Raw genomic sequence first — 24,543 nt, forward strand, 5'->3', positions numbered from 1 at the left:
TTTCTTTACTTTTTCTCATAGTCATTAAGAGCTATTAGCTACTTATAAAGGAAAATCTATGAGCTGCCAAACATGTCATTATTGTTTAGAAATTAAAAATAATTTTTCTTTAATGGGTAAATCTCGCGCTAAGAACGGGAGGTTACTTTATTATCATCTATGCCCTTCATGCACGCAAAAATTAATTGGAATTAATAGTTTCTCTGATAGAGAGGGTCGGCAATTTTTTATAAATACAGTAAAAGAAAACGCTCAAAAAAATCCCATATATGTTGATGAATAATTTCTTTATCTACTTTTCATGGGATTGATGTTTTTCTTTATCTACCTATCTTTATATGGAAGTGCAGAGACGTCCAAAATTAGAGAAAAACAAGAAGATAAATGTTCAAACTTTTTTATATTAAAGCATTAAAAAGGGTTTTCGAGGGGATTTGAACAACGCATGTATAATAAGATTTGACTTTTGATATTAAAGAGTAGTAACCTAGTCTCAGCTAGAAAATGTCTATTTTATATTCTCCAAATCGTCGTTTTATTCATTTAATCCCTCGTTCGGTAGTTTTTTAATTCTTGACCGGTTTCCGGCTAATTCGCCTATACAGGCATTATCATAAACACTTAAGGATACTTATGTCTAAAACAGTAAACGGAGTCGTTAAATGGTTTAACGAATCTAAAGGATTTGGTTTTATCGAGCAAGAATCTGGCCCGGATGTATTTGCGCACTTTAAAGAAATTTTAAGTTCTGGATTTAAAACGCTCACAGAAGGTCAACGAGTACAATTCATTGTGACTCAAGGAACCAAAGGTCTTCAAGCACAAAATATAGTAGCTCTTTAATTTAAGCAGTTAATATTATTAACCGCTATCTCACTGTGGTTTAAGTGGTTACTTTATGGAGACGACAGTGAGACAAAACAAAATTTATGTAGGCAACTTACCCTTTGGAATTACTGAAGAGTCATTACAAGCAGCGTTTTCTAAATATGGTAAGGTAAATGAGCTTCTTTTAATCAGAGATCGCTTTACAGGTCACATCAAAGGATTTGGTTTTATAACCTTTAGCTCGCAGCAAGAAGCTCAATCCTCTTTAGATATGAATGGTAAAATACTTGACGGCCGCCCCTTGAAAGTCACTATGGCCCAGGAGAAGCATCCCCCTGGAAGGCGTCATCGATAATTTATACAATTTAAAATAAAGGCTTTGGCATCACACAGTTTATCCTATGTATTATTATTACCTAAATATACCAAACCATTCTGAACCATTTATTCAATTGGAACAATTACCGTAACAAATAACAATACATATAGCAATTAAGTAAAAGAGAGAACAGCTTCATGATTCAAATAGAACACACCGACCAAAACCCATCATTCGCTCAACTCCCTCTTCGAGAAGAATTAATACAAAGCCTTGCTTCTTCAAATTATGAATATATGACCGCAATTCAAATGCAAAGTCTCCCCATAATTCTTAGAAATGAAGATATTATTGCTCAAGCAAAAACAGGGAGTGGAAAGACCGCGGCCTTTGCTTTGTCTTTATTAAATAATTTAAAAATTTCTTTTTTTGCAGTACAAGGCTTAGTTCTGTGCCCTACCCGTGAACTAGCCGAACAAGTAAGCCAAGCTATTCGACGTTTAGCCTGTCTGATGCCTAATGTCAAAATTATCAATTTATCTGGTGGTATACCCATGAAGCCTCAGCTGGATTCTTTACGACATGGAGCTCATATCATTGTAGGAACTCCCGGGAGAGTCCTTAAGCATTTAAGAATGGGCTCTTTAGACTTATCTAAGGTGCAAACTTTAGTTTTAGATGAGGCAGACCGAATGCTGGATATGGGCTTTTTTGATGACATTAAAAACATCATTTCGGTGTGTCCCGAACAACGACAAACTCTACTTTTTTCTGCGACTTATCCTGAAGAAATCAAACAACTTTCAAAACAATTTATGAAGGACCCGCAAGAGGTTCATGTAGTAACTCCTCCTGAAGAAATGGATATCGAACAATATTTTTATGAAGTCCCAAAACAGGCTCAGAAGTATCCCTTATTAAAATCATTGTTGTTGCATTATCGCCCCCAATCCTCTTTAATCTTCTGTAATACCAAGCAACAAACAATGGAAGTAACAGACCAGCTTATCCACGAAGGCTTTAGTGCCATTGCATTAAATGGAGACATGGAGCAAGCTGATCGGGATCTCGCTGTCTTGCGTTTTGCTAACCAAAGTTGCTCTATCCTTGTCGCCACTGATGTTGCAGCACGTGGACTTGATATCAAAGAACTTGCTGCAGTAATAAATTTTGATCTTGCTTTTGATCACGATGTCCATATCCATCGCATTGGTCGAACCGGACGAGCCGGAAGTAAAGGTATTGCCTTAAATATTACAACACCCGCAGATGCCCAACGAGTTTGCACCATTGAAAACAACTACCCACACCCAATTCATTGGGGAAACATTAATGAATTAGAAAATCATCCTCCTACTCACTTAGCGCCAGAAATGGTTACACTTTGTCTTGCTTCCGGTAAAAAAGATAAAATTCGCCCCGGTGACATATTGGGGGCTTTAACCAAAGATGCAGGATTACCAGGCAACACTATTGGCAAAATTAATATCACCGCCATGTACTCCTATGTTGCAATCCACCACAGCCAAGCAGATCAAGCGTACCAATATTTACAAAGTGGAAAATTAAAAGGACGCAAAGTGAATGTGCGTAAAATAAGCTGATTTTTCTTAACCCTGCGACGTTTTGACTGCAGCAATTGGGAAAAGAATCAGCTACTAGGAAACAATTCACTCACATCAGCCTATGGATTTATTAGTAGCTTGAAGCAATAATATACAGTAAATAAAGCAATTATTAATATCAGGATATCACTCAAATGAAAAAGCAAGAGGGACTTCATGAACGAAGAGCTCTTAAAATTTCAATAGCTGCTACCTTTCTCTTATCCGTGGCAGGAATTCTATTTGGGCTATTGTCGGGCTCATTAGCCATCGTCTTTGATGGTATGTTCAATATGGTGGATACCGTTATATCAACCCTCGCCTTTTTTGTAGCTCGTCTTTTAACAAGTAAGGGGAATCGGCGGTTCCAATATGGATACTGGCATATTGAACCGATGGTTCTTGTTTTGAATGGTAGTATTCTTATACTTCTTTGTGCTTATGCGATGATAAATGCGATTGGTAGTTTAATGTCGGGTGGGCATGAGCTGGATTTTGATTGTGCATTTGTGTTTGCTCTTTTGGTATTTTTTTTATCAACCGGCATGTATTTTTATTTGATTAAAAAAAACCGCAAAATTAAATCGGAATTCTTGCGATTAGACATTCAAAGTTGGTTAATGTCTGCATTAATTTCTTCCTCTCTCCTATTGGCATTTGGTCTGGCAACTTTGTTGCAGGGTGGTGACTACCGACATTTTACCCCCTATATTGACCCCCTTATTTTAGCGATTCTTACGGCGTGTTTGATTTTTGTGCCTATGGCTACAGTCCGTGATGCCACACGGGACATCTTTCGGATGGCGCCTTTGGATCTTGACGAAAAAATAAGAGAATTTTTAGACGAACTTATCAGACAACGTAATTTCAAAACTTATACCAGCTATGTTGCGAAAATAGGAAGGGCACAATTTATTGAGATACATATAATAGTACCCAAAGATTATCCAATTTCTAATATTGAAACCTTGGATGAAATTCGAAATGAAATCGCCTTGGCAATAGGGGAAGACACGCCACAACGTTGGCTAACCATCGCCTTTACCGCAAATGAAAACTGGGCTTAGCAATCGTTTTATTCAGTTTTTTCTCAATATCCAAAACTAAAGATATAACTTAAATACTTGAAATTCTATCGCCTAGTGTGTTGGGTTAAATATTTATGGTCCAAATATTCTTATAGCACTGGGTTTAGACAATATGACGTAGTATCCATAGGGGTTACTTCGTTTTCTAAGTTAAAAAGAGCTGGCATTTTTTCATGAATTTGTTCCATAAAAAAGTCTTCTGTTTGTAGATTATTCTCAAATCGTATGATGTCATGGGAAGGAGTCTCAAAAAACTTATCCATTTCTTTTGCATACCTCGGGCTTACTTTACTTTCTTTATTTTGAAATCGTTGGGTGATGAAATGTTCACGAACCTTTGGTTCGACATCAATCATTACAAATTTAAGCTCAGGTATAGCATGTAATAATTTAAGTCGATATTTGTCGAGGTACATTGCTTGGGAGATAACGAAACTCCGTGCCGGATCTTTTTCTTTTTGGGTCTTGATGACCTCAATTAAAACAGAGACGTATTCATCAATCATCTCAGGAGTCATTTGTTCATCTTCAATGAGACAGTCCAGCATCCTGGGAGTAATGTGTTTATCGCCATCGATATGAATGATGTCGAGCTTTTCGAGCATTTTTCCTATATAACTTTTTCCAGAGCCAGTTTTACCAAACAAAAAATAGACAGTCATCGATGGGTACCGAGTGATAAATATTTTATTATAAATGATTCAACCAGCGTAGCAAACATGATTAATGGTGCTAAAATCATAGTACTCGCCTCCTAATGTTAACCCCAAAAGTAAAATTCTTTTAACATGGTCGGATTGTTTTAAGTTAACATAATTAAGGGTTTTCCAAAGCGAGGTGTCCACTTTTTAATAAATGTTTTCCCTAGTAGGTAGCTTTTAGGTGCTAAAATTTTATATAAATTTATTAGTTTATTACTATAGGCTTAAGTATGACCTCACCATCAACGGATATGAGCTTAGAGGAGCAACATAAAATCTTAAAAGAATGGAATCAAACCCGCTCTAAATATACTTATGACAAAATCATCCCCGCATTGTTCGAGACACAAATCGAGCAGGTAGTAAAGCAAGTGGCGTTAATCTATAAATCAAATACCCTTAATTATGAAGATCTCAACAATCAAGCCAATCAATTGGCTCATTATTTAAGAGACATTGGAGTTAAACAAAATACTTTAGTCGCCCTATGCATGGATCCGGGTTTTGAATTATTAATCGGCATCCTGGGAATTTTGAAATCGGGGGGAGCATATATTCCATTGGATCCTAATAACCCTGTTCTTCGCCAAAAAACTATATTATCTGATTCAAATACAAAAATTATAATTACTCATTCAAAACTAGCGGATCAATTTGATGATATGGCCAAATCTCAAGTAATTTGTTGGGAAGCAATCCAATCAAAGAGAGCCATGTACCCTACCAACAATCCAACCCACATAAATAAATCAACAGATTTGGCTTATGTAATCTACACTTCCGGATCAACTGGTACCCCAAAAGGCGTAATGATAACTCATCGTAATGTTCATCATTTTGTGCATTGGTTTGGTAAAGCTATTTCAGTTTCATCGGACGACATCATTGATTTTTCATCTTCTATCTCTTTCGATTTTGCAGTGGCATGTACGTTATTCCCCTTGTTAAAAGGTCTTAAAATTGCCATTTGTCCTGAAACAGATAAAAGAGATCCCTATTTATATTTAAAGCATTTGCAAGATGCACATGTGTCTATCATCAAAATCACACCAAGTCGTTTCAGACAATTAAACAGCATTGTATTGAACGAGGAAAAAAGGCTGGATTTAAAATACATTGTCTTTGGTGGAGAGACTTTGTTAGCAAAAGATATCCATGACTGGTTAAAAAAATTTCCAACTCATAAACTATTTTGTGAATATGGTCCCACTGAAGCCACTGTTGCCTCATCATGGATTCTCATTGATGAACATAATATAGATCAGTATAAGCATCGAATTCCAATTGGAAAACCCGCTTTAAATACCAAGTTGTATATATTAGATAAAAATATGCAACCAGTATCCGTTGAGGCGTTGGGAGAGCTATATATCGGGGGGGATGGTATTGCTAAAGGTTACTTGAATAAACAACAATTAACTGAGAAAAAATTTGTTAAAAATCCTTTTGGCACGGGTAGGTTGTACAAGACCGGAGATTTATGTTGTTATTTACACGACGGTAATATTGAATTTGTCGAAAGGATAGATGATCAAATTAAAATTAGAGGATTTCGAGTTGAAATTGGTGAAATTGAGAAGTGTTTGGCATCTTATCCTGGCATTCAAAATGTTGTTATTTTAGCAAGAGCCGAGCACGGGGAACTAGAAGAAAAACAATTAGTTGCCTATTGTATTCCCAAAGACCCTAGAAAATTAGACACGTATGATTTGCGTGATTATCTTAAAAACCTATTACCTAATTATATGGTTCCAACACATTTTGTGGTTATGGAAGAGCTCCCCTTATCTGCGAGTGGAAAATTAGATAAAAGTAAATTACCTAAACCAGAAGCTAAGGAGCCTCAGCAAGTTATACCCCCACGAAACGAAACTGAAACCATACTCAAAAAAATCTGGTTAGAATCTTTAAACTTAAAGGATATTAGCATCCACGATAATTTTTTTGATTTAGGAGGCAATTCATTATCAGCGGCTAGGCTCATTACAAAGATTAGGAAAGTCGCCCATAAAAAAATTTACTTACAGGATTTATATCATTCCGAAACAATTGCTCGTCTCGCTGGTGTAATTGATGCAGCAGACGATATTTTGGAAGATGAAAATGGAAAGGATCGCCTCCCATCTTTAAAGGAAATGCCCTTAAATGAATTGCAATTTTTATTCTGGTTAATGAAACTGTTTTACCCTAGATCGAATCTATCCAATATCGTAATTAGAAAACGAATCTCGGGTAATTTGGATAAAAAGAAATTAGATATTATTTTTGAATTGCTGTGTAAAAATCATCCAGTTCTATGCTCTACAATCCCAAGATATTCGCCATTACAACGTCCACAAAAGAATATTCTTCAATTTGAAGTAATTGAACAGGATATTAGAGATTTAAAATTGGAAGAACAAGAACACGAACTACATGAATCACTAGTTGAATTAGAACATCGAAAATGGAACAGAAAATTACCTATGATTCTGTTTAAATTATTTCGATTAGGAACTAATTCTTGTGAAATTCAAATAGCTATATCTCATTTTATCTCAGATGAAATATCCGCAGAAATCCTAATGAATGAGGTTTCTAATGCATATGTTGACTATAAAAACGAATCAGAGTTTGTCGAGAAAAGAACTGAATTAGTTTTTTACGATTACATTCAACAAGAACAAAGAGAGCTTAGTAAAAACTTACTAAAATATATGGATTTCTGGGATCATTATTTAGCCGATATTCCCTCACTGGCTTTTCCACAGAATGAAATTTTAAACAGCATAACTTCATCGTGTACTACCTATTTTGAAATACCCCATAATATCTTGCAGGGGCTACAGAGCTTTTGCAAAAAAAACCGAATTGGTATTGGAGATACTTTAATCGCAGCCACGGGTTATGTTTTGGCACCCTATCTCGATGAGAAAAACAAAATAGCGATTATTAATTTTGTAAAATCGATTCGTGATCATGAGGCTTATGATCATGCGATAGGACTTTTTGTGCGAAATGATGTTATTAAAATCGACTTAAATCACTCAGTCACTCTACTCGAATTAGCAAAGCAAGTCCAAAATTCACGAATAGAAAATTATTATTACCAATCATGTCCCACTATAATAAAAATTGCCTTTCTGATGCAAAAAAACTGGAAAAATAAAAAAGTTGGCAATTTTTTTATAAAACTTTTCGCGAAAATATATACAGGCATTTTTCATAAATATAAGTTAAATTATGAAATTTTAGTAATGTTTGGGCGAGTGTTTTTGGCACGGAAAAATAATAGTTTTTTTGTTAATGTGAACATCCTGAATCATTTCCTTAATAATAACTCTGAAACAAAGCTGTTTGGGTTTAGTCAAATGCCAATTAAAGCGTATCATGATGATAAAATAGTTGAAAAAAACGTATTAAATATTTGGTTTGATCGAGATGAACAGGGTAAATCCTATCTCATCATATCGGGTAATTTAAGACCAGAATTTCGCAGAGTTATTGGTTCCAATTTATTAGAAATAATGGGCTCATCATTATTATGAGCTTTTAATGAGTACTCCTTCCGATAAAGTGATCAGCCATTGCTCAGTTGTAATTTTGCTGTGCATAGTTTGAAATAATTTATATACCTGAATAAGGTACTCCAACATTCGAGACGGATGGTTGGATCATTCGCATTCACGGTGCACACTGTATCTAAATCAGTAACCTGTTGATCAGTCACATAGTAGCATTTATTTTCTTTCAATGAGGAGATAACACCTACTAAATTAAAATTTTCGAAATGGAGCATGCAATTATCCGTCACAGCAAAGCCGGATGGTAATAATCCTTGTCTTACTGCGATTATGTACGCATCCATGCGCTCTAAATATTGATTATCGCTGTACGCACAAAGCGATTTTCTTTTCGAATTAGCATGAGGACAGAAACTTTCTTTAAACCAACCTAAGCAAGACATTGCTGTATATTGTCCTGGTGTAGAATCACTCAATCCCGAATGAAAAGGATACATTCCACCCGCACTTACACCGGCTAAAAGGGGCAATCGATTTTCAGATTTCAATTTATCTAAGATAAAGCTAAATCCCGATTTGTTCCATATTTCCAACATTTTTTCGGTATCACCACCGCCAATAAAAAGTATATCTTGTTGAGTAATGTAGTCTTCCAGTTGTTTTTCTGTGCGCCGTGATTTTGTCAAGGATAATTCGGAAGTGGTGATATTTTTTCCAAATTTTGCACGAACAAATCGAGTAAAAAAAACTCGTTCGATCCATTTATCGTTACCGGCGGTGCCAATGTAACAAAAATGGATATTAGTCTTATTAATTAAACCGAACGCATACTCCATAAATCGATTAAGGGTACAATTTAGATTCAAAAAATTACTATCATCAAAACTCATTAACAACATATGAGTCATGGAGGCTCACTATTAAAAAAAGGAATCGGTAAGAATATATTGTGCGTATATGTCTCTCATACTAAGTATAGCAGGTATTACTAATATACTACTCAGAGGCGATGACACATTTTATGAATTTCCATTCCTACTGTCTTAGAAAAATTCCAAGACAGTTCCTACACTGGCGCTTCGTCAAAAATGTGAGGGGCTTTCAGCACGAACTATTTCTTGCAAGGTAAGTTCAGACTTAAGCTCAGAAATCATGAACTCAGTTAGTGCTTCAGCATTGCCGATTGCAATTTCCCGTGGAACATCTCTAAATACAAGCGTTCTATCCGCAGTGTAATCTCGTGAAAATTCTTCCAGTATACCGGCTCTCATAACCCCCTTTACATCATCAATAGTCATCAGTCTTCTATCAGAAGAAGTTATCAAACCTAATTCATCGGCTCGTCTATTCATGCGCTCATAAGCGGATTTAAACTCAGGAAGATCTGAACTCCTGGTGGTTGCAATCTCTAGAGCCCATGGGCGTTTTACAAATTCCTCATTATCGATGGTTCGACTGTGAACTTTTTTAGCAGCCATAAACTTTCCTAGAAACTTACCAGGAGCGGTAATTTCAACAATTTTCATGATATCGGTACCAATTATTGGCCTCCAATTATCTTGTTTATCAGTTCCTAATACGATAGTCACTTCATTGTTTCTCTGTGCTGTGGTCACAATTGAATTATATACATGACGGATTCCCGGTTCCTCCTTTTCATTTTTCAACCTTGCGTATTCCTCATATAGCTCCCTATCGAGATGAAGTACTAGCTGAGGGCGAATAGAGACTTTAGGCAAGCCCATCACAATAATATACCCTTTGGTAGGTAGTACCGATAAGCCTTCAGCATAGTCTTGTACTGTGTGAGGGCAAGGAGATGCAGAGAGAAGATAACAACTATTATTCTCCTCAATAAACTCCGGTATTTCTAAACTTGGTTCTCTTCTGGAATATTTTCCTGTTCCCATTTCACCTGAGCGCATAATCTCATTTATTTCCTCTGTACCTGGTGTACCCCGAAAATAAATATCTTCGGCTACCGGTAAACTGTTTAATAATTCGGAATGCCCTATATTCTGTCTTTCAGTGGACTTATAAGGATAATCTGTGGATGAAAATAAAGTACCCGATTGGGTAGCATGACTTATAACTGCTCGGCGAAAAGCAATGCCTACACCCGTTAATTTATCCACCTCTAAGAAACGCCTTCTCATAGTGATCTCCTTACAAAAGATGTAAATAGTTGTTGTCTGTAACAAGATCGCCAAACAAGGGAAATACACGTAAAGATTTCAATCTTTCGCTGTAAGAACGAGGACTCAATCGAAGATAACTTGCTACAAGTGATAAAAAAGCACGGTTGCATGCCCCAACAAAGAACATTGCTCTTTTCATGACCGCCACAATGACTCCATAAAATACACTAAGCCCATTTAATAATCATAGCACAGGCAATTTAACTGAACAAAAAATAATCAATTAAAAATATCCTCGGATTTAGTGTGCATGGAATTCTATTTTTCCTGAAACGTGTAAACGCGATTGATTCGAATGAACGAGCTTAAGTTGCAAAAAGATTAATAATTCCCGGAATTATATTTAAATAGGTTTCTCATAAGATGATACCCAACGATTTAAGCCACCAACCACTATGAAAAAAAACCATAATATGGGATAATAATTGGCCAGTTTAAATAATATTAGTCTAGTTATATGAAAATAAAAGCAGTATTTCTAATGGTTTCCATTTTTTTTCCTATGGCTTTGTGGTCGAGTTCTGCGCCCTGTCCCTTAGCAAACGGAATCAATGTACATACTAAAAAACGAATTTTAAATATATGTAAACAAGGCACTGTAATTAAGACATTTAAAATTGCCATCGGAAATAAAGGTGTAGGGAAAAAACGTGCGGGTGATAATAAAACTCCGATAGGTTTATATGGGTTAGCTCATCCAAGAAAATCAAATCAATTTAAAGTATTTATTCCAATTCTCTATCCAACTCCAAAGCAATTAGCTGCAGGATATTCAGGAAGAGATGTTGGTATCCATGGACCTACCCAGTCCTCCAGTCGTTTTAGTTGGTTAAGTAACTTACCTTGGTCAACGCGTGGATGCATTGCAGTTGGCAAAAATAACCATATCGAGTATGTCGCTCATTGGGTAAAAGCTAATCCAGGAACTAAAGTTTTAATTATATAGAGAATTAGGCAGCTATCTCCCAAAAAAACCTCAAAGATGAAGTAATGCATAACATCCGTTTTGGTGGAATGATTTATCTACGACATGAGTTTTTGCGTTAATTGAACCTTTTAATATTTATAACGTATGAATGTTTAGGAGATGTAATAGATCGAACAAAGAAAGGCGATTAAATTCTTTGTAATTTCAACAGCTTTTTTCAGGATTATGAGGCATATTTAATAGGGCTGTAACTTTCGCACTTTCAAAGAAAAAAACACAAATTCCATCAATATCCATACGTTGCTCCTCATCTTGAACACTATGTTTCATATAAAAGCTAGTACGTACTAAATATTCACCACGAGAAGCTAGATAGCTTAAATTAGGAGCTTCATTATTAGTACTGATCCTAAGTGTCATTTTTTTATGCAAAATATTATCAAGAACTGATATATAACCTAATGCATTTAAAAAACAGCTGACAATTATATTTCCCGACTCCAGCAATGCAGACTCTTCAATACTTCCGAGTTGAGTTGTTGATCCAAGCTTTCTATGTAAAAGAACATCACATAATCTAAAAGCGGATGTAACGGGTAAGATAAATGAAGCAATCCCCTCTAAAGTGCCGATTAAGGGGGTCGTCATAATTATCGCGCCCCCGGTGTTAGGGTTAATTTTAGCTAACTCTTCTTTTATATTATCTTTTATACTATTTTGTACCTCACTTACTTTAACGGTCACATCGACATGCGCTAGTTTTATCTGCTGGTCTAACAATCCTGAAAGTGCAAAGGTTGCTTCTGATGCTGCAAAGCTCATTAATTCGTTAAATCGTTTCCCTATCTTCATAATAGTTCATCCCTCCTGTTTAGATTTTAAGCATAGAAAAAGCTCATCGACATCGATAATTAAAATGGTTTCACCCGATCCCAATAATGCTGTGCCAGAAAATAATTTACTACCTCGAATAGTTGGATTTATGGGCTGGGTAATAATTTCTTCTGTTGTCAGCAAGCTATCTACAATTACACCTAATAATTCTTCTTCTTTTCTTAAGACGACTATAAATTGCCGGCTCTCTTCTAATGTTACTTTTTCTTTAAAAATAACGGACAAGCGTAAGAGAGGGACATTCATTTCATCATATACAAAAGACTCTTGGTGCAAGAGAGATGCTATGTCCTGATATGGTATCGTTATTAAGCGTTCTATACTATTTAAGGGTAATGCATAAATCTGATTACCTTGACGTATTAATAAAACAAGAATAACGGTTAAGGTTAAAGGAATTTTTATTATAAATTGAGTCCCCTTTCCCTTTTCGGTCTCGACTTCAATCGATCCATTAATGGATTCGATTGTTTGTTTAACAATAGATAAGCCTAACCCTCTTCCTGAAATATCTGTAACTTTTTCTGCAGTAGAAATCCCAGAAAAGATGGCCTTGGTTACTTCTGCTTTTGCTGCGGTTGTGGATAATAAATTGTGACGTACAGCAATAGTTTTAATCGCTTCGAGATCGAGTCCAGCACCATCATCACTTACTTCAATAACTACTGATTCTTTCTGGCGTTTAGCTCTTAATTTGATGCTTCCTTCTACAGATTTTCTTCGGGTCTTCCTGATTTCGCTGGTTTCCAAGCCATGATCAATCGCATTTTTGATTAAGTGGGCAAGTGACTCGCTTATTGCGTCGATTAAGGAACGATCAACCTCAATTTCTCTGCCTTCAGTGTAAAATTCTACTTGCTTTTTTTGTTGTTCGGCGAGATCTCTGACCATACGGGAAAAACGATCGAAAACAAATCCTATAGGGACTAGACGTATTTGCATTACATAATACTGTAACTCATTTAGTGTTTGATTCAGACTACCAAGGGTTGCAGTTAATTCAGAGGATTGAAGGGTTTCGCTTAAACTTTCCAACCTCATTTTGTTAATAAGTAATTCTTTGGTTAGATTGAGCAATTTATCGAGACGGTCCACATTCACTTCGACGCTTGTGATTGATTCCATGCCGCTAAATAATTCAAGCGATGAGAGATCCGCTCCTTGTTTCTCATTATTCGTTAATATCAAATTTATTTTTTCAATCAGTGAGGCTGTATCAAATTCGGGCTGCCCTTTAGCAATTTTTTTTATGTTTTCTTTTAGAAAATCAAAGCAATTAAATAAAAGATTTATACACTTTTTCAGTGTAATTTTTTTAGTGCGAATCGCATCTAATAAATCTTCAATTGCATGATTTAAATTTGCTATTTGTTGAAATCCCATAGTGGCAGAAATACTTTTGAATGTATGGGCATTGCGAAAAATATCTTGAAGATTTTTCTTGTTACCTGGATGTTTTTCCCAATTAATAAGAGCTAAGTTCATATTTTTAATATGATTATTTGCCTCACTAAGAAAAGCTTCCATATATTTATTTATGTCTTCATTCATTTACAACACCTATAACGAGTTATAAATAGCTCTTAAGTTCATTTTTGATTTGTTCAATCTCAAACGGTTTTTGAATATATCCTTTCGCTCCTAAGGCTTTACACTGTTCTTTAATCGATGCGTGACCAATCGATGTAATCATTAATACATTGAGATGGGGATATTTATCATGAATGTTTTCTAAGAGTTTAATTCCTTCTATTTCACTTGTGTTCATGACTATGTCCAATAACACGAGGTCGGGTGATTTTTTTTTAAGATGAAGTAGAGCGGCTTTTTCTCCATCAGCCTCTATGATATCGAGATCTGCAAAATTACTCTTTAAAATATCTTTTAAAATTATCCGCATAAATTTGGAATCATCTACAATCATGACCATCTTCCCCATTATGTTCTCCTAAACTGAGATCTACCCTATCTTTCCTTAGTTTTCTCATATTCCAGTTACCGATTAGTTGTTGCAAACTCTTAAATAGAAGACGCTCTTTGTGAGCGACTCGATGTTGCAACCACAACTGATGACCGGTGTTTCCGGAAATCATTCTTTAATTACGTTCTATGACTGATAATTTTATAAGTTCCTCTTGAGTTAGGATGCTTGATAAATCTAATAAAATGATTAAACGATTTTCATAGATAACAACTCCACCCACGTATTTTTCATGAATATTTACAATACTGGATGGATTTTGATTTATATCTGTTCCATTTACGCGCAAAACTTCTACTACTTCATCAACAATGAGACCAAAAATTCCACTTCTTTGCTTTGTGATAATAATATGCTTCGGATTATCGATATCGATACTGGGTAGAGAAAATAGTTTCTTAATATCAATAATTGCTACAATATCCCCACGTACATTGATCAACCCTCGCATAAAATAAGGAGAATCTGGAATAGGTGTGATCGGTACAACCTTAATAATTTCTTGTGCGTCATTGATTGGGATACAAAATTCTTCATTCCCAGTGCGAAATACAATAAGTTGCACCAATTGTTGTTCTTTCGTTTTCAGGGTTAGGTGTGATTTATTCGGCATTATTCACTCCTAAGCACGTGTGTCTCAGAGGCCATATATGCCACTTTAAATCGCTTCAATGCTGTTCTTAACTCATCAGATAAGACCGATAGATTCGAAGCAGACACAGACATTTGTTGCATGCTGGCTGTTTGCTGTTGAATTGAAGAAGACATCTGCTCTGCACCAACTGCTGCTTGTTCTGAAGTGGCCGATATTTCTTCTGTGGTTTTGGCAACAGCTAAAGCTGCCTTCGCTTGCTCTGATGTAGCAGTAGAAATTTCTTGCGCTTTGACTGTGATCTCTTGAGTCCCTGAACTAATTTGACTAAGAATCCTTAATGCTTCATTGACGATATCGATTGATTCAGTTACTTTTTGTGTACCCGTGGTCATTCCTTCTACTACTTGTGTCGTTGATTCAAGAATGGTATTAACCATGCCTTCAATCTGGACCGCTGCTTTTTTAGTCCCTTCCGCAAGTTTCCTAATTTCATCGGCCACAACCGCAAACCCTCGACCAGCTTCCCCCGCACGTGCAGCTTCTATTGCCGCATTTAATGCGAGAAGGTTCGTTTGGTCGGCAATACCTTTTGTCGTGCCGACGATTACTCCAATTTCTTTAGCGCGTTTATCCAGATCTTTTACCGTATCGGTATTTGATTTCACAATATCATCAATAGACTTCAGCCTGGTAGCCGCCTGTTTTCCTGCATCAGTTCCTCTGCTTGCAAGTTTTGCAGCTTCTTGGGTCACTTCTGCTGCACTACGTGAATTGGTAGCCCCTTGTTGAATTGATTTAGACAGTTCCGTAACGATTCGCGTACTCGATTCTAGTTTTTTCGCCTGTTCTTTCGCACCAACAGCTATTTGCTGTGTGGTACTTGCAGCTTGCTGTAACGTCGTACTAACTTGCTTGGAAATATCCGCTAACTGTACTGACGCGCTGGAAACTTTGGTAGAACTATCCATAGCAAAACGAATTAACGCTCCTAAATCATCGAAAGATTTATTCAGTGCATCGGATAAAGTTCTGATATCGCCTTGGGTTTCGATACTGACTCGTTGCGATACATCTCCCATAGACAATGCGACCGCGAGGCGAATAACCTCTTGCACGGGAGTGGCAATTGAATTAAGAAGATTATTTAATTTGTCTACGATATCTTTCCAACTGCCCCCCACGCCCTCAACATTTGCACGCTCATTCAATCGGCCTTCTTTACCCGCGACTTGAGCCACACGAGATACCTCACTTGCTAAGCGATTGAGGTCATCCACCATTTTATTAATGGTTTCTTTTAGAAGTAATACTTCTCCTTTAGCTTCTACAGTAATTTTTTGCGTTAAATCACCTGCACTAATTGCAATAGCAACTTTTGAAATATTACGTACTTGATCGGTAAGGTTAGAGGCCATTGCATTAACGTTTGCAGTTAACTCTTTCCAAGTCCCACCTACTTCTGGCACTGATGCCTGCCCACCTAATTTTCCTTCGGTACCCACTTCTTTTGCAACTCGGGTTACTTCAGCGGCGAACAAATTTAAGTTATCTACCATCTTGTTCAGTGTTTCTTTAAGCTGGAGAATTTCTCCACTTACCTCCACAGTAATCTTTTGATTGAGATCACCATCCGCCACAGCAGTTGCAACTTGGGCAATATTACGAACTTGGCTGGTTAAATTTGCTGCCATTGCATTAACGTTATCGGTTAACTCCTTCCATGTTCCGGTAACTCCAGGAACTTGTGCTTGACCACCTAATTTACCTTCGGTACCGACCTCTTTCGCGACTCGGGTTACCTCGCCTGAAAAGGATCTTAAGTTATCCACCATGTCGTTAATGGTATTTTTTAATTCGGATACTTCACCTTTTACTTCAACAGTAATCTTCTGGTTAAGATTGCCGCTCGCTACAGCTGTCGTAACTTGGGCAATATTTCGGACTTGGCTCGTCAAATTTGCAGCCATTGCATTGACATTATCGGTTAATTCTTTCCAGGTGCCGGTAACATTGGGGACTTGTGCCTGCCCACCTAATTTTCCTTCGGTACCTACTTCTTTTGCAACCCGGGTTACTTCTGAAGCAAAAATCGTCAAGCTATCTACCATCTTGTTAATTGTTTCTTTTAGTTGCAATACCTCACCTTGTACTTCTACGGTAATTTTCTGATTCAAATCCCCTTTTGCAACGGCGGTAGCAACTTGGGCAATATTGCGCACTTGACTGGTTAAATTAGCTGCCATCGCATTCACGTTATCCGTTAATTCTTTCCATGTACCCGTAACACCTGGTACTTGTGCTTGACCGCCAAGTTTTCCTTCCGTACCAACTTCTTTAGCCACCCGGGTTACTTCTGAAGCAAAGATGGTCAAACTATCCACCATTTTATTAAGCGTTTCTTTGAGTTGCAGCATTTCACCTTGTACTTCAACCGTTATCTTTTGATTCAAATCACCTTTTGCGACTGCTGTCGCTACCTGGGCAATATTGCGTACTTGGTTCGTTAAATTGGCAGCCATCGCGTTGACGTTATCAGTCAATTCTTTCCAGGTGCCTGTAACACCGGGAACCTGTGCCTGACCTCCTAATTTCCCTTCAGTACCAACCTCTTTCGCAACCCGGGTTACTTCACCAGAAAATGATCTCAAATTATCAACCATTTTGTTGATGGTATTTTTTAATTCCAACACTTCGCCTTTAACTTCAACCGTGATCTTTTGATTAAGATCCCCACTCGCAACAGCTGTAGTTACTTGTGCAATATTGCGCACTTGGCTAGTTAAATTTGCAGCCATTGCATTGACATTATCAGTTAATTCTTTCCAGGTGCCGGTAACACCAGGAACCTGTGCTTGACCACCTAATTTCCCCTCGGTACCTACTTCGCGGGCAACACGGGTAACTTCTGAAGTAAAGCTGCTTAATCCTTCCATCATACTATTATACGAATCAGCGATTTCCCCAAAAATATCATATTGATCTTTCTTTAATCGCTTAGACAAATCACCTCGTCTTACAGACTCAATTGCCTCGAGAATATCGCGCAATCTACTTTCCATAAAGGCATTACTTTTGTCGAATGGCTGTTCTTTTATCTCAACTTCCTGTCTTTCTTTTTGCCGAGACATCCTTAAATTCCCTTCAAGAGATAATATGATAAATATAGTAACAAAATGTTTTTTTTACAAAAATGGATTGGTCATTTAGGCGCTTAACAATACATTCATAGGCTTATTAATGTGATAAGTTCTCAAGTCTAAGATATATGAATTCCAGTGGGTATACACAGACTTATCCACAGAAAATGGGGATAAGTTATTGAAGAAACAAACAGGATTTTTCAAGAAATACATCTATCATAGATAACTTATATCGAGCGGAGGGTTAAGATATCCACAAAGGAACAATTGAAGAATCTTTAGATTGTGGGTTGGCTATGATATCTAAAAAAATAAGTGAAAAACAGTCTTGACGAGATAATTTTTAATTTTTTCATTAGAGGGGCTTGTAAACTTTTCCCTTCTACTGGTCTTTCCTCCCAATTCCAAACTGAAATCCATGATTGAGTTTGCTAACAATCAACTACTGAGGTAGCAAATATTTCTCTCCCTGTCTTGCTCATCTTGGGCTTGTATAAGCCCTCCCTCAATTTCTCTTTTTCGCTGGATTTCTTGATTTAAAGTTTGCTCCATTCGTTCATAGGTTTGCTGAGTTCCTGTTTTCATTTTAAACCCAAACATTTCAACAATACTACTCAGCAAATTGTGCCCCCTTCGGGTCTCGAATAATACTTTATTATTTTTCCGATGCTCGATTATTTTACGTAAAAGCTGGCTCAACGATAACTTAGGCTCAACTGCTACTTCCAGATATAGTTTTTTTAATTCATTAAATTTTCGGCGTGTTGCGTCTGATCCTGGTTCTTTTTTAGGTAAATCTTCAAGCTTATTATATAGTTCATCCAGTATTTTCCTTTTCGAAGAAGGCACGCGAAAACAATTGGGGGGCTTGGGCAGGATATAAAAGGTATTCGACTTTAAAGTATTCCCATACCATAGTCTTGTATTATAATTTAAACCGATAGTAAATAAACTAGAAACATTGGCAGGATAATGTAAGGTATAATTAAGGAGAGATCGGGCTGTAGTACGACAAGTATTAGAGCTATGAATTTCTTTTGACTCATCAATTATATCTTGGCGAAGCTTGGCATCGTGACTACTGTGTTGTTTAAAAGTCCCAATCTCTTGATATCTTAGAATGATTTTTCCCGGAGTTTCTTCTTCTGCAGGAATATAACAATGAATGCCTTCTCTGAGTTTGTACACTCCCAGTTCTGGGAAGGTCATTTTTTTATATTCACCAACGGGATTAGGTCTATTTTTATAGAAATCCAATTGCTCCTGATGGATATCTCTGGTGATCTCTAAAAATTCCAAATATTGATCAAAAGAGATAGCATAGGCTTGATAACTAATTTCGGGAAATTTGTTGGTAGCTCCAAGACCTTCATCCAATAATACAGCATCTGAATGACTTCCAACCATTTTTCCAAACAAAGTGAATTGCTGAACACAGCTTGAGCCAAAGCTTTTATCAATAATATTTCCCTTACCAACCTTCGCTAACAACTTAGGTTCGCCGTCAACCATGACACCTAACATTATGAAACTATGAACACCTTTTTTAGCGATGGCGATAAAAAATTCGCTATTTTTATCAATAACGATTGATTGATCAATTTTCACATCCACAGTATTTTCAAGTGTCATAGGACATCTCATTGAGATTTGAATTTGACATTATAGCGTCTTTTTTGGACATTTGAAACATTGCAAATCTCATCTGAGCTGGAATGTTTTCCTCTCTTTAAATCGATTTTATCTGCTCAATTAAATTACGTAATGCTTAATTAATAATTGAAATGTATAATATCATTCATTTTAATATTTAAGTATTCCCATGACTAGACTATCTAACACAGACGAAAAAACGAACGATGTGCAGGAACCAATTATACTCATTAATCCAACTGCGTTAACTAAAGAACAGAGCATATTCCTAAAAGAATTTTTAGAGGAGGATGATCAACCAGAAGTATTTTTAGTGGATAACCTTTATATATATAAACAAATTCATTTTAAATTAACACATGAGCTGAATTGGCGTTCAGGGAAAGATGGCATCAGTGAGTGTTTTGAAGTGATGAAAAATAGTCGCGCAGGCAGCGGAAGATATGCTGCAGTGGACCACATTGAAGGAAAATTAATTTTTCTTAACGAGGAAGTGGAGTTTATACCTGCTCATACAAAACCTCATAAGGAAAGAGTTAGAAAACTCATGTTCTTTAAACAAGATAAAGAGGAAGGACAATGGCGTGAGAGCATTAAACAAGAATATAAACGAACGAAGCAAGCAGGACATTTAAATGCCAGGGAGCCCGTTTTTTTTATAGACGGATCGGGCAAGCTTGGTGCTTACATGTTCATCAAAAAAGCATCAGGTACCACGTTACATGATATTTTATATGGTAGCCCTAAGATAGAACTTGATATCGCAACACGTAAAAAAATCTCTATCGCCATTCTTAATGCTTACATAGAGCAAGTAGAAAATAAGGGATTGGTGCATAATGATATTTCGCTTAAAAATATAATGCTTGATATTTCTGACCCCAAAAAACCAATCGTAACTTTTATTGATTTTGCATTTTCTAAGAAAATTCATAAAAATGATGCAGGTCCCGACATAAGAGGTACTCCTTTGTATATGGCCCCTGAACGGTTTGTAGGGGATGGCACCAGCACAGCCAGTGATGTATTTGCTTTAGGCCATATTCTTGGGGAACTTTTTGGAGGGCATCGAATCACACCTCGACGCAGCTGGGGGTTAAAAGAAATATGCCGTTTAAATATGAAAGGCCGCTTTGATAACGATCTAATCTTTCTTGATGAAGAAGAAGAAAGAGACATCATCACTGATCATCTTTTACCCATGGTATCGTCACGTCCGGAGAATAGACCTACGCCCCTGGAAATTAAAGAAACTCTTATGGCTGAATATGACTTTTCTCAAGAACCAATATGTTCCCCACAGCCTCCACTCTTCCACTGAGTTGCGAGTATTCGAAATTTAAAGCATAAGTCAAAAAAGGCGAAATTGATCCAATATGGATCAATTTCGCCTTGTTTCTTAGGAGGGATAGCTTTGGTCTTCAAAGAATGACAGAGCTAGCTCTTTTTATTTTTAGGATTATTATATAATTATGTAGCTCTTGTTCATCCAACATAAAATGGATTAAAAATTAATAGAATATTACAGGGATAAAACATGGATCCAGTCACGCATGCGGTCTTGGGAGCCGCCTGTTCTCAGGCAATTTTATATAAGAAAGACAAACAGAATGCTTGGCTTGTTGGTGGATTAGCAGCAATGGCACCTGATTTAGACGTATTAATTCAGGAATCAGGCAACCCCATGCTTTTTTTTCTCTATCACCGGCACTTCACCCACTCTTTGCTCTTTATTCCGATAGGCGCTTTGATTGTTACTTTAGGGCTATTAATTTTTAAGCGCTTCCGAACCAATTGGCAATTCACTTTTTTAGCAGCACTAATAGGTTATGCGACCCATGGGGTGCTCGACGCATGTACCAATTACGGGACCGTCTTATTTTGGCCGTTTTCCGAAACCAGAGTAAGTTGGGATATAGTTTCTATTGTGGATCCCTTCGTTACAATACCTTTATGTTTAGGAGTGATTTGCACTATTGTTTTTAAAAAAAGAAAACCGGTGATTCTTGCTTTAATATTAGTTAGCCTATTTATGCTATTCAATGGGTTTCAACATTATCGAGCAATGGCAGCCATTCAGGAGGAACTTGTTAGGCTGCAGATAAATTCTCAGAAGGTACGTGTGTTCCCTCAATTTTTAAGTTCAACTTCATGGAGAGGAATTGCCTTAACTTCAAATCGCCTATTTATCATGAATGTTGAAACCCCAATTTTTAAAGAATCAAGGATCCCACTGATTAAAAATTATCCTTTTTTCTCATCGCCAAAATTTCCCGAATATGTCAAAGGCTCCCCTTCTTTATTAAACGATTTTAGGATTTTTAAATGGTTTACTGATAACTTCCTCATTATGGTCAATAATAAGCCACTCATACTCGCTGATGGGCGGTTTTTAGGTTATGATGGAACCATTGCATTGTGGAGTATCCAGTTTTTATCTACCCTACCTCATGTTGAGATGTTTTATTCCCTAGATATAAATAATTACAAACTTAATTCCTTATAACCGGTATTCCGTAGAATTAATAATTTAATCTACTTAATAATCCCTTAATTTGAGAATTATATAATTTACTAAATTTATTAGTTCTGCTCACTCATGTTAAAAAAAATTGACTCAAACCTGCCGAAACAAAAAATTGTGTTGTTTATTCCATTTACTGCCAGTGAAAATAATTTTTCTCTCTATATAAGAGCCCTAGACTGGAGATATAACTTAAGAACTTCAGAGGACAAAAGTGATAAAATTCCTAGTATCGTAATGTATCAAGATCCTGATGAAAAAGAAGAAGATTACGAATATTATGATCAAGCACAGTTTCATTTTAATCAGGAAAATTTGGGAGGCAACGCAAAAATTTATATTCTTGCTGATGGAACAGGGGATCCTGAGCATGTCATAAATATTAATCAAGCCTATTATCAATATCTTTCGCAAGAACCTTATCAGCTATCGATCCATGCAATGGCCTGGCGATTAAAACAAAGTGGTCTTACATCGAAACTAGCTCAGAGTGTATCAGCAATAAATTTATATATTTGTGATCATCATAATACCAATAAACAATTAGCCGTTTATTTTGGTCAAGGTTTAGGTGAGCATTACAAAGACACCACTATTAACTATTACTCAGCAGAAGTGTATATACCGAGTTTAGTTTCATTAGATGGGTTTTACTATGAGACCAAAAAACTCGCGTACTTCTACCACAACACAATTCTTAAAGCGGGTTATGCCCATGAGCATAAGCATACCCTAAAGGTTAGCGACACCTTGGTGCAGCCAAGCTCCCCAAATGCTACCGATTCGTTAAACTCGAAAGCGCGATCGTTACCCACATTTAAAGAGACAGTCTCTGATGCAAGTTCTGTAAGTGTTGTAGAAATTTTAGATTCTGAGAGTACAGAGCATAGTTTGATGCAAGGAACTCAAACAATTACTTTTCCAGATGAAGAATTAGATATTGCCTATGGAACTGAAGCAGAATCTCAAACTGAAATTAGAACTTCAAGTACTGCACTCATCGTACGGCAAGATAGAAGTATGATTTCATTTTTTAAAGATGTTAAAAAAGTCGATTCACAAAATCATCCAAAATTGCAGGATGACTTTGCTTCCTTGACATTATAAATAAGATAAAATACTACATAACAATTGTATTTTAATTATTTGTATAAGCCATTCATACTGTTCACATTCTAAGTAGTGAAGATGAATCGTTCATACAACGGAATTATATAACCTTTTTTATTATAAAATTTATGTTTCATATTGCTTTATATCAACCAGAAATTCCTCCAAACACAGGAAACATCATTCGACTATGCGCCAATACAGGAGCAAAATTACATTTAATACATCCTCTTGGTTTTTCTTTACAAGAAAAAGCATTAAGGCGAGCGGGGCTCGACTATCACGAATGGACTTCCATAGCTCAATATGAGAATTGGGAAGCATTTATTCAACAACCATCAAAAAACGATTTATGCTTTCAGTGCTCGGGCACAGAAGTGTTACTCGAAAGTTCAATATACTTCTGAAGACATGTTTTTATTCGGCCCCGAATCCAATGGCTTACCTAAAGAGATTCTACAAGCCTATACCTCTCTTTCTATTCCAATGCGTGAAAATAATCGCAGTTTAAATCTTTCAAATTCAGTTGCGGTCGTTTTATACGAAGCATGGAGGCAATTAGATTTTGCTCAATAGTTAAGTAAAACTTCCTAAAAACACAGTTTGCATATCCAAGCTCTCTACATTGAATACGCATTCTACATATTGGAATTATATTCATTCTATATTGACATTAAAATAAATGATCTATATATTCATTAAATGGATAAATATCGGATTGAAATTCAAATGAGACAATTATTGAAGCTTGCATTACTAGCAACAACCCTTCTCATATATGCATGCGATAAAAAAGAAAACCCAAACTCACTCCATTTTGCCACCGCTGCAGAGTATCCACCATTTGAATATAGCGATCATGGGGATATAAAAGGATTCGATATTGATTTAGCAAAACTAATCGCTAAGGAACTTGGCAAAAACGCTGTTTTTGACAATATGCAATTCAGCACAGTTCTTCCTGCTATAAGCTCGGGTCAAGATGATATTGCCATAGCTACAATCTCAATTACTGAACCTAGAAAAATCAATTTTGATTTCTCTGACCCGTACTATTTTGAAGGCATGGCCGCTGTCTATCATTCCAATCAACCGGTTAGGATCCCAAACCAACTCAAAGATAAGAAAATAGCGGTGCAACTGGGCAGTATTATGGAGATCTGGGTGCGAGAAAATTTTCCTCAGGCCGAAATTACTGTTCTTGATAATAACAATCAAGCTATTGAAGCATTAAGTGCAGGGCTAGTTGATGTCGTTTTAATGGATGGATCTCAGGGTAAGATCTACTGTAAAAAACATACAGATCTTTCTCATTCTGTAATTGCCAAAGCGGATCATGGATATGCATTGGTAGTCAAAAAGGGTTCTCCTTTAACGATAAAAATTAACCAAGCATTACAAAAGCTTAAAGAAAATGGAGAAATTCAAAAATTGGAAAATATGTGGTTAAAGGACTCATTATAAATGAATTGATGGA

Annotated in this window: 21 protein-coding genes and 1 pseudogene; 12 read left to right on the forward strand and 10 right to left on the reverse strand. The window is 36.5% G+C overall.

Annotated elements, in window-relative coordinates; translation table 11 throughout:
• Nucleotides 1-58 precede the first annotated feature (58 nt).
• From ACWTE2_RS20770 to ACWTE2_RS20790, 5 genes are all read left to right on the forward strand, one after another.
• Nucleotides 59-283 (forward strand): hypothetical protein, encoded by a 225-nt coding sequence (locus tag ACWTE2_RS20770; RefSeq protein ID WP_454784162.1) that lies wholly within the window; start codon nt 59-61, stop codon nt 281-283.
• A 350-nt stretch (nt 284-633) separates the two neighbouring features.
• Nucleotides 634-843 (forward strand): cold-shock protein, encoded by a 210-nt coding sequence (locus tag ACWTE2_RS20775; RefSeq protein WP_182391124.1) that lies wholly within the window; start codon nt 634-636, stop codon nt 841-843.
• 67 nt (nt 844-910) lie between these two features.
• On the forward strand, nt 911-1,183 hold the full coding sequence (locus ACWTE2_RS20780; RefSeq protein WP_454784163.1) for an RNA recognition motif domain-containing protein: 273 nt from the start codon (nt 911-913) through the stop codon (nt 1,181-1,183).
• A gap of 161 nt (nt 1,184-1,344) precedes the next feature.
• Nucleotides 1,345-2,751, forward strand: coding sequence for an ATP-dependent RNA helicase DbpA (gene dbpA, locus ACWTE2_RS20785; RefSeq protein ID WP_454784164.1), 1,407 nt, complete (start codon nt 1,345-1,347; stop codon nt 2,749-2,751).
• Nucleotides 2,752-2,906: 155 nt separating this feature from the next.
• Complete coding sequence (locus ACWTE2_RS20790) at nt 2,907-3,818, forward strand: cation diffusion facilitator family transporter (RefSeq protein WP_454784165.1); 912 nt, start codon at nt 2,907-2,909, stop codon at nt 3,816-3,818.
• 110 nt (nt 3,819-3,928) lie between these two features.
• Here ACWTE2_RS20790 and ACWTE2_RS20795 read toward each other — a convergent pair whose 3' ends face one another.
• Nucleotides 3,929-4,501: a hypothetical protein gene (locus ACWTE2_RS20795; RefSeq protein ID WP_454784166.1), complete on the reverse strand. Its 573-nt coding sequence runs from the start codon at nt 4,499-4,501 to the stop codon at nt 3,929-3,931.
• Nucleotides 4,502-4,770: 269 nt separating this feature from the next.
• Here ACWTE2_RS20795 and ACWTE2_RS20800 point away from each other — a divergent pair, with 269 nt between their 5' ends.
• Nucleotides 4,771-8,067 carry an amino acid adenylation domain-containing protein gene (locus ACWTE2_RS20800; protein WP_454784167.1) on the forward strand — a complete coding sequence of 1,099 codons (3,297 nt, stop codon included), beginning with the start codon at nt 4,771-4,773 and terminating at the stop codon, nt 8,065-8,067.
• Between the two features lie 32 nt (nt 8,068-8,099).
• On the opposite strand, the gene ACWTE2_RS20805 is transcribed toward ACWTE2_RS20800, so the two are convergent.
• The 3 genes from ACWTE2_RS20805 to ACWTE2_RS20815 form a co-directional block, all read right to left on the reverse strand.
• Nucleotides 8,100-8,951: a Type 1 glutamine amidotransferase-like domain-containing protein gene (locus ACWTE2_RS20805; RefSeq protein ID WP_454784168.1), complete on the reverse strand. Its 852-nt coding sequence runs from the start codon at nt 8,949-8,951 to the stop codon at nt 8,100-8,102.
• A gap of 174 nt (nt 8,952-9,125) precedes the next feature.
• Nucleotides 9,126-10,199 carry a hypothetical protein gene (locus ACWTE2_RS20810; RefSeq protein ID WP_454784169.1) on the reverse strand — a complete coding sequence of 358 codons (1,074 nt, stop codon included), beginning with the start codon at nt 10,197-10,199 and terminating at the stop codon, nt 9,126-9,128.
• Nucleotides 10,200-10,209: 10 nt separating this feature from the next.
• Nucleotides 10,210-10,389 carry a hypothetical protein gene (locus ACWTE2_RS20815; protein ID WP_454784170.1) on the reverse strand — a complete coding sequence of 60 codons (180 nt, stop codon included), beginning with the start codon at nt 10,387-10,389 and terminating at the stop codon, nt 10,210-10,212.
• A gap of 309 nt (nt 10,390-10,698) precedes the next feature.
• Between ACWTE2_RS20815 and ACWTE2_RS20820 the strand changes: the two genes are divergently transcribed.
• Nucleotides 10,699-11,187, forward strand: a complete 489-nt coding sequence (locus ACWTE2_RS20820; protein ID WP_454784171.1) for a L,D-transpeptidase family protein — start codon at nt 10,699-10,701, stop codon at nt 11,185-11,187.
• A gap of 186 nt (nt 11,188-11,373) precedes the next feature.
• Here ACWTE2_RS20820 and ACWTE2_RS20825 read toward each other — a convergent pair whose 3' ends face one another.
• The 6 genes from ACWTE2_RS20825 to ACWTE2_RS20850 form a co-directional block, all read right to left on the reverse strand.
• Nucleotides 11,374-12,021 carry a hypothetical protein gene (locus tag ACWTE2_RS20825; protein ID WP_454784172.1) on the reverse strand — a complete coding sequence of 216 codons (648 nt, stop codon included), beginning with the start codon at nt 12,019-12,021 and terminating at the stop codon, nt 11,374-11,376.
• 6 nt (nt 12,022-12,027) lie between these two features.
• On the reverse strand, nt 12,028-13,614 hold the full coding sequence (locus tag ACWTE2_RS20830) for a chemotaxis protein CheA (protein ID WP_454784173.1): 1,587 nt from the start codon (nt 13,612-13,614) through the stop codon (nt 12,028-12,030).
• A 19-nt stretch (nt 13,615-13,633) separates the two neighbouring features.
• Nucleotides 13,634-14,002 (reverse strand): response regulator, encoded by a 369-nt coding sequence (locus ACWTE2_RS20835; protein WP_454784174.1) that lies wholly within the window; start codon nt 14,000-14,002, stop codon nt 13,634-13,636.
• 157 nt (nt 14,003-14,159) lie between these two features.
• The gene (locus tag ACWTE2_RS20840; protein WP_454784175.1) at nt 14,160-14,657 is read right to left on the reverse strand and encodes a chemotaxis protein CheW; all 498 of its coding nucleotides are present in this window, start codon (nt 14,655-14,657) and stop codon (nt 14,160-14,162) included.
• Nucleotides 14,657-17,767, reverse strand: coding sequence for a HAMP domain-containing protein (locus ACWTE2_RS20845; protein WP_454784176.1), 3,111 nt, complete (start codon nt 17,765-17,767; stop codon nt 14,657-14,659). Before ACWTE2_RS20845 ends, ACWTE2_RS20840 begins: the two co-directional genes overlap by 1 nt.
• A gap of 450 nt (nt 17,768-18,217) precedes the next feature.
• Complete coding sequence (locus tag ACWTE2_RS20850; RefSeq protein ID WP_454784177.1) at nt 18,218-19,387, reverse strand: hypothetical protein; 1,170 nt, start codon at nt 19,385-19,387, stop codon at nt 18,218-18,220.
• A gap of 214 nt (nt 19,388-19,601) precedes the next feature.
• On the opposite strand from ACWTE2_RS20850, the gene ACWTE2_RS20855 reads away from it, so the two are divergent.
• From ACWTE2_RS20855 to ACWTE2_RS20875, 5 genes and pseudogenes are all read left to right on the forward strand, one after another.
• On the forward strand, nt 19,602-20,753 hold the full coding sequence (locus ACWTE2_RS20855; RefSeq protein WP_454784178.1) for a protein kinase domain-containing protein: 1,152 nt from the start codon (nt 19,602-19,604) through the stop codon (nt 20,751-20,753).
• 216 nt (nt 20,754-20,969) lie between these two features.
• A complete protein-coding gene (locus ACWTE2_RS20860; RefSeq protein WP_454784179.1) occupies nt 20,970-21,938 on the forward strand; it encodes a metal-dependent hydrolase in 969 nt (322 codons plus the stop codon).
• Between the two features lie 93 nt (nt 21,939-22,031).
• Complete coding sequence (locus tag ACWTE2_RS20865) at nt 22,032-23,063, forward strand: hypothetical protein (RefSeq protein WP_454784180.1); 1,032 nt, start codon at nt 22,032-22,034, stop codon at nt 23,061-23,063.
• Nucleotides 23,064-23,194: 131 nt separating this feature from the next.
• Nucleotides 23,195-23,642 (forward strand): annotated as a pseudogene (trmL, locus tag ACWTE2_RS20870) (tRNA (uridine(34)/cytosine(34)/5-carboxymethylaminomethyluridine(34)-2'-O)-methyltransferase TrmL).
• A gap of 153 nt (nt 23,643-23,795) precedes the next feature.
• Entirely contained in the window at nt 23,796-24,530 is a 735-nt protein-coding gene (locus ACWTE2_RS20875; protein ID WP_454784181.1) for an ABC transporter substrate-binding protein, read from the forward strand.
• The last annotated feature ends 13 nt before the right edge of the window (nt 24,531-24,543 follow it).

Source organism: Legionella nigrisilvae (assembly GCF_977063395.2).

Bases quoted from the DNA above. Each gene is read 5' to 3' on its own strand.
- ACWTE2_RS20770 (WP_454784162.1), top strand. From the start codon at position 59: ATGAGCTGCCAAACATGTCATTATTGTTTAGAAATTAAAAATAATTTT.
- ACWTE2_RS20775 (WP_182391124.1), top strand. From the start codon at position 634: ATGTCTAAAACAGTAAACGGAGTCGTTAAATGGTTTAACGAATCTAAA.
- dbpA (WP_454784164.1), top strand. From the start codon at position 1,345: ATGATTCAAATAGAACACACCGACCAAAACCCATCATTCGCTCAACTC.
- ACWTE2_RS20790 (WP_454784165.1), top strand. From the start codon at position 2,907: ATGAAAAAGCAAGAGGGACTTCATGAACGAAGAGCTCTTAAAATTTCA.
- ACWTE2_RS20795 (WP_454784166.1), bottom strand. From the start codon at position 4,501: ATGACTGTCTATTTTTTGTTTGGTAAAACTGGCTCTGGAAAAAGTTAT.
- ACWTE2_RS20800 (WP_454784167.1), top strand. From the start codon at position 4,771: ATGACCTCACCATCAACGGATATGAGCTTAGAGGAGCAACATAAAATC.
- ACWTE2_RS20805 (WP_454784168.1), bottom strand. From the start codon at position 8,951: ATGACTCATATGTTGTTAATGAGTTTTGATGATAGTAATTTTTTGAAT.
- ACWTE2_RS20810 (WP_454784169.1), bottom strand. From the start codon at position 10,199: ATGAGAAGGCGTTTCTTAGAGGTGGATAAATTAACGGGTGTAGGCATT.
- ACWTE2_RS20820 (WP_454784171.1), top strand. From the start codon at position 10,699: ATGAAAATAAAAGCAGTATTTCTAATGGTTTCCATTTTTTTTCCTATG.
- ACWTE2_RS20825 (WP_454784172.1), bottom strand. From the start codon at position 12,021: ATGAAGATAGGGAAACGATTTAACGAATTAATGAGCTTTGCAGCATCA.
- ACWTE2_RS20830 (WP_454784173.1), bottom strand. From the start codon at position 13,614: ATGAATGAAGACATAAATAAATATATGGAAGCTTTTCTTAGTGAGGCA.
- ACWTE2_RS20835 (WP_454784174.1), bottom strand. From the start codon at position 14,002: ATGGGGAAGATGGTCATGATTGTAGATGATTCCAAATTTATGCGGATA.
- ACWTE2_RS20840 (WP_454784175.1), bottom strand. From the start codon at position 14,657: ATGCCGAATAAATCACACCTAACCCTGAAAACGAAAGAACAACAATTG.
- ACWTE2_RS20845 (WP_454784176.1), bottom strand. From the start codon at position 17,767: ATGTCTCGGCAAAAAGAAAGACAGGAAGTTGAGATAAAAGAACAGCCA.
- ACWTE2_RS20855 (WP_454784178.1), top strand. From the start codon at position 19,602: ATGACTAGACTATCTAACACAGACGAAAAAACGAACGATGTGCAGGAA.
- ACWTE2_RS20860 (WP_454784179.1), top strand. From the start codon at position 20,970: ATGGATCCAGTCACGCATGCGGTCTTGGGAGCCGCCTGTTCTCAGGCA.
- ACWTE2_RS20865 (WP_454784180.1), top strand. From the start codon at position 22,032: ATGTTAAAAAAAATTGACTCAAACCTGCCGAAACAAAAAATTGTGTTG.
- ACWTE2_RS20875 (WP_454784181.1), top strand. From the start codon at position 23,796: ATGAGACAATTATTGAAGCTTGCATTACTAGCAACAACCCTTCTCATA.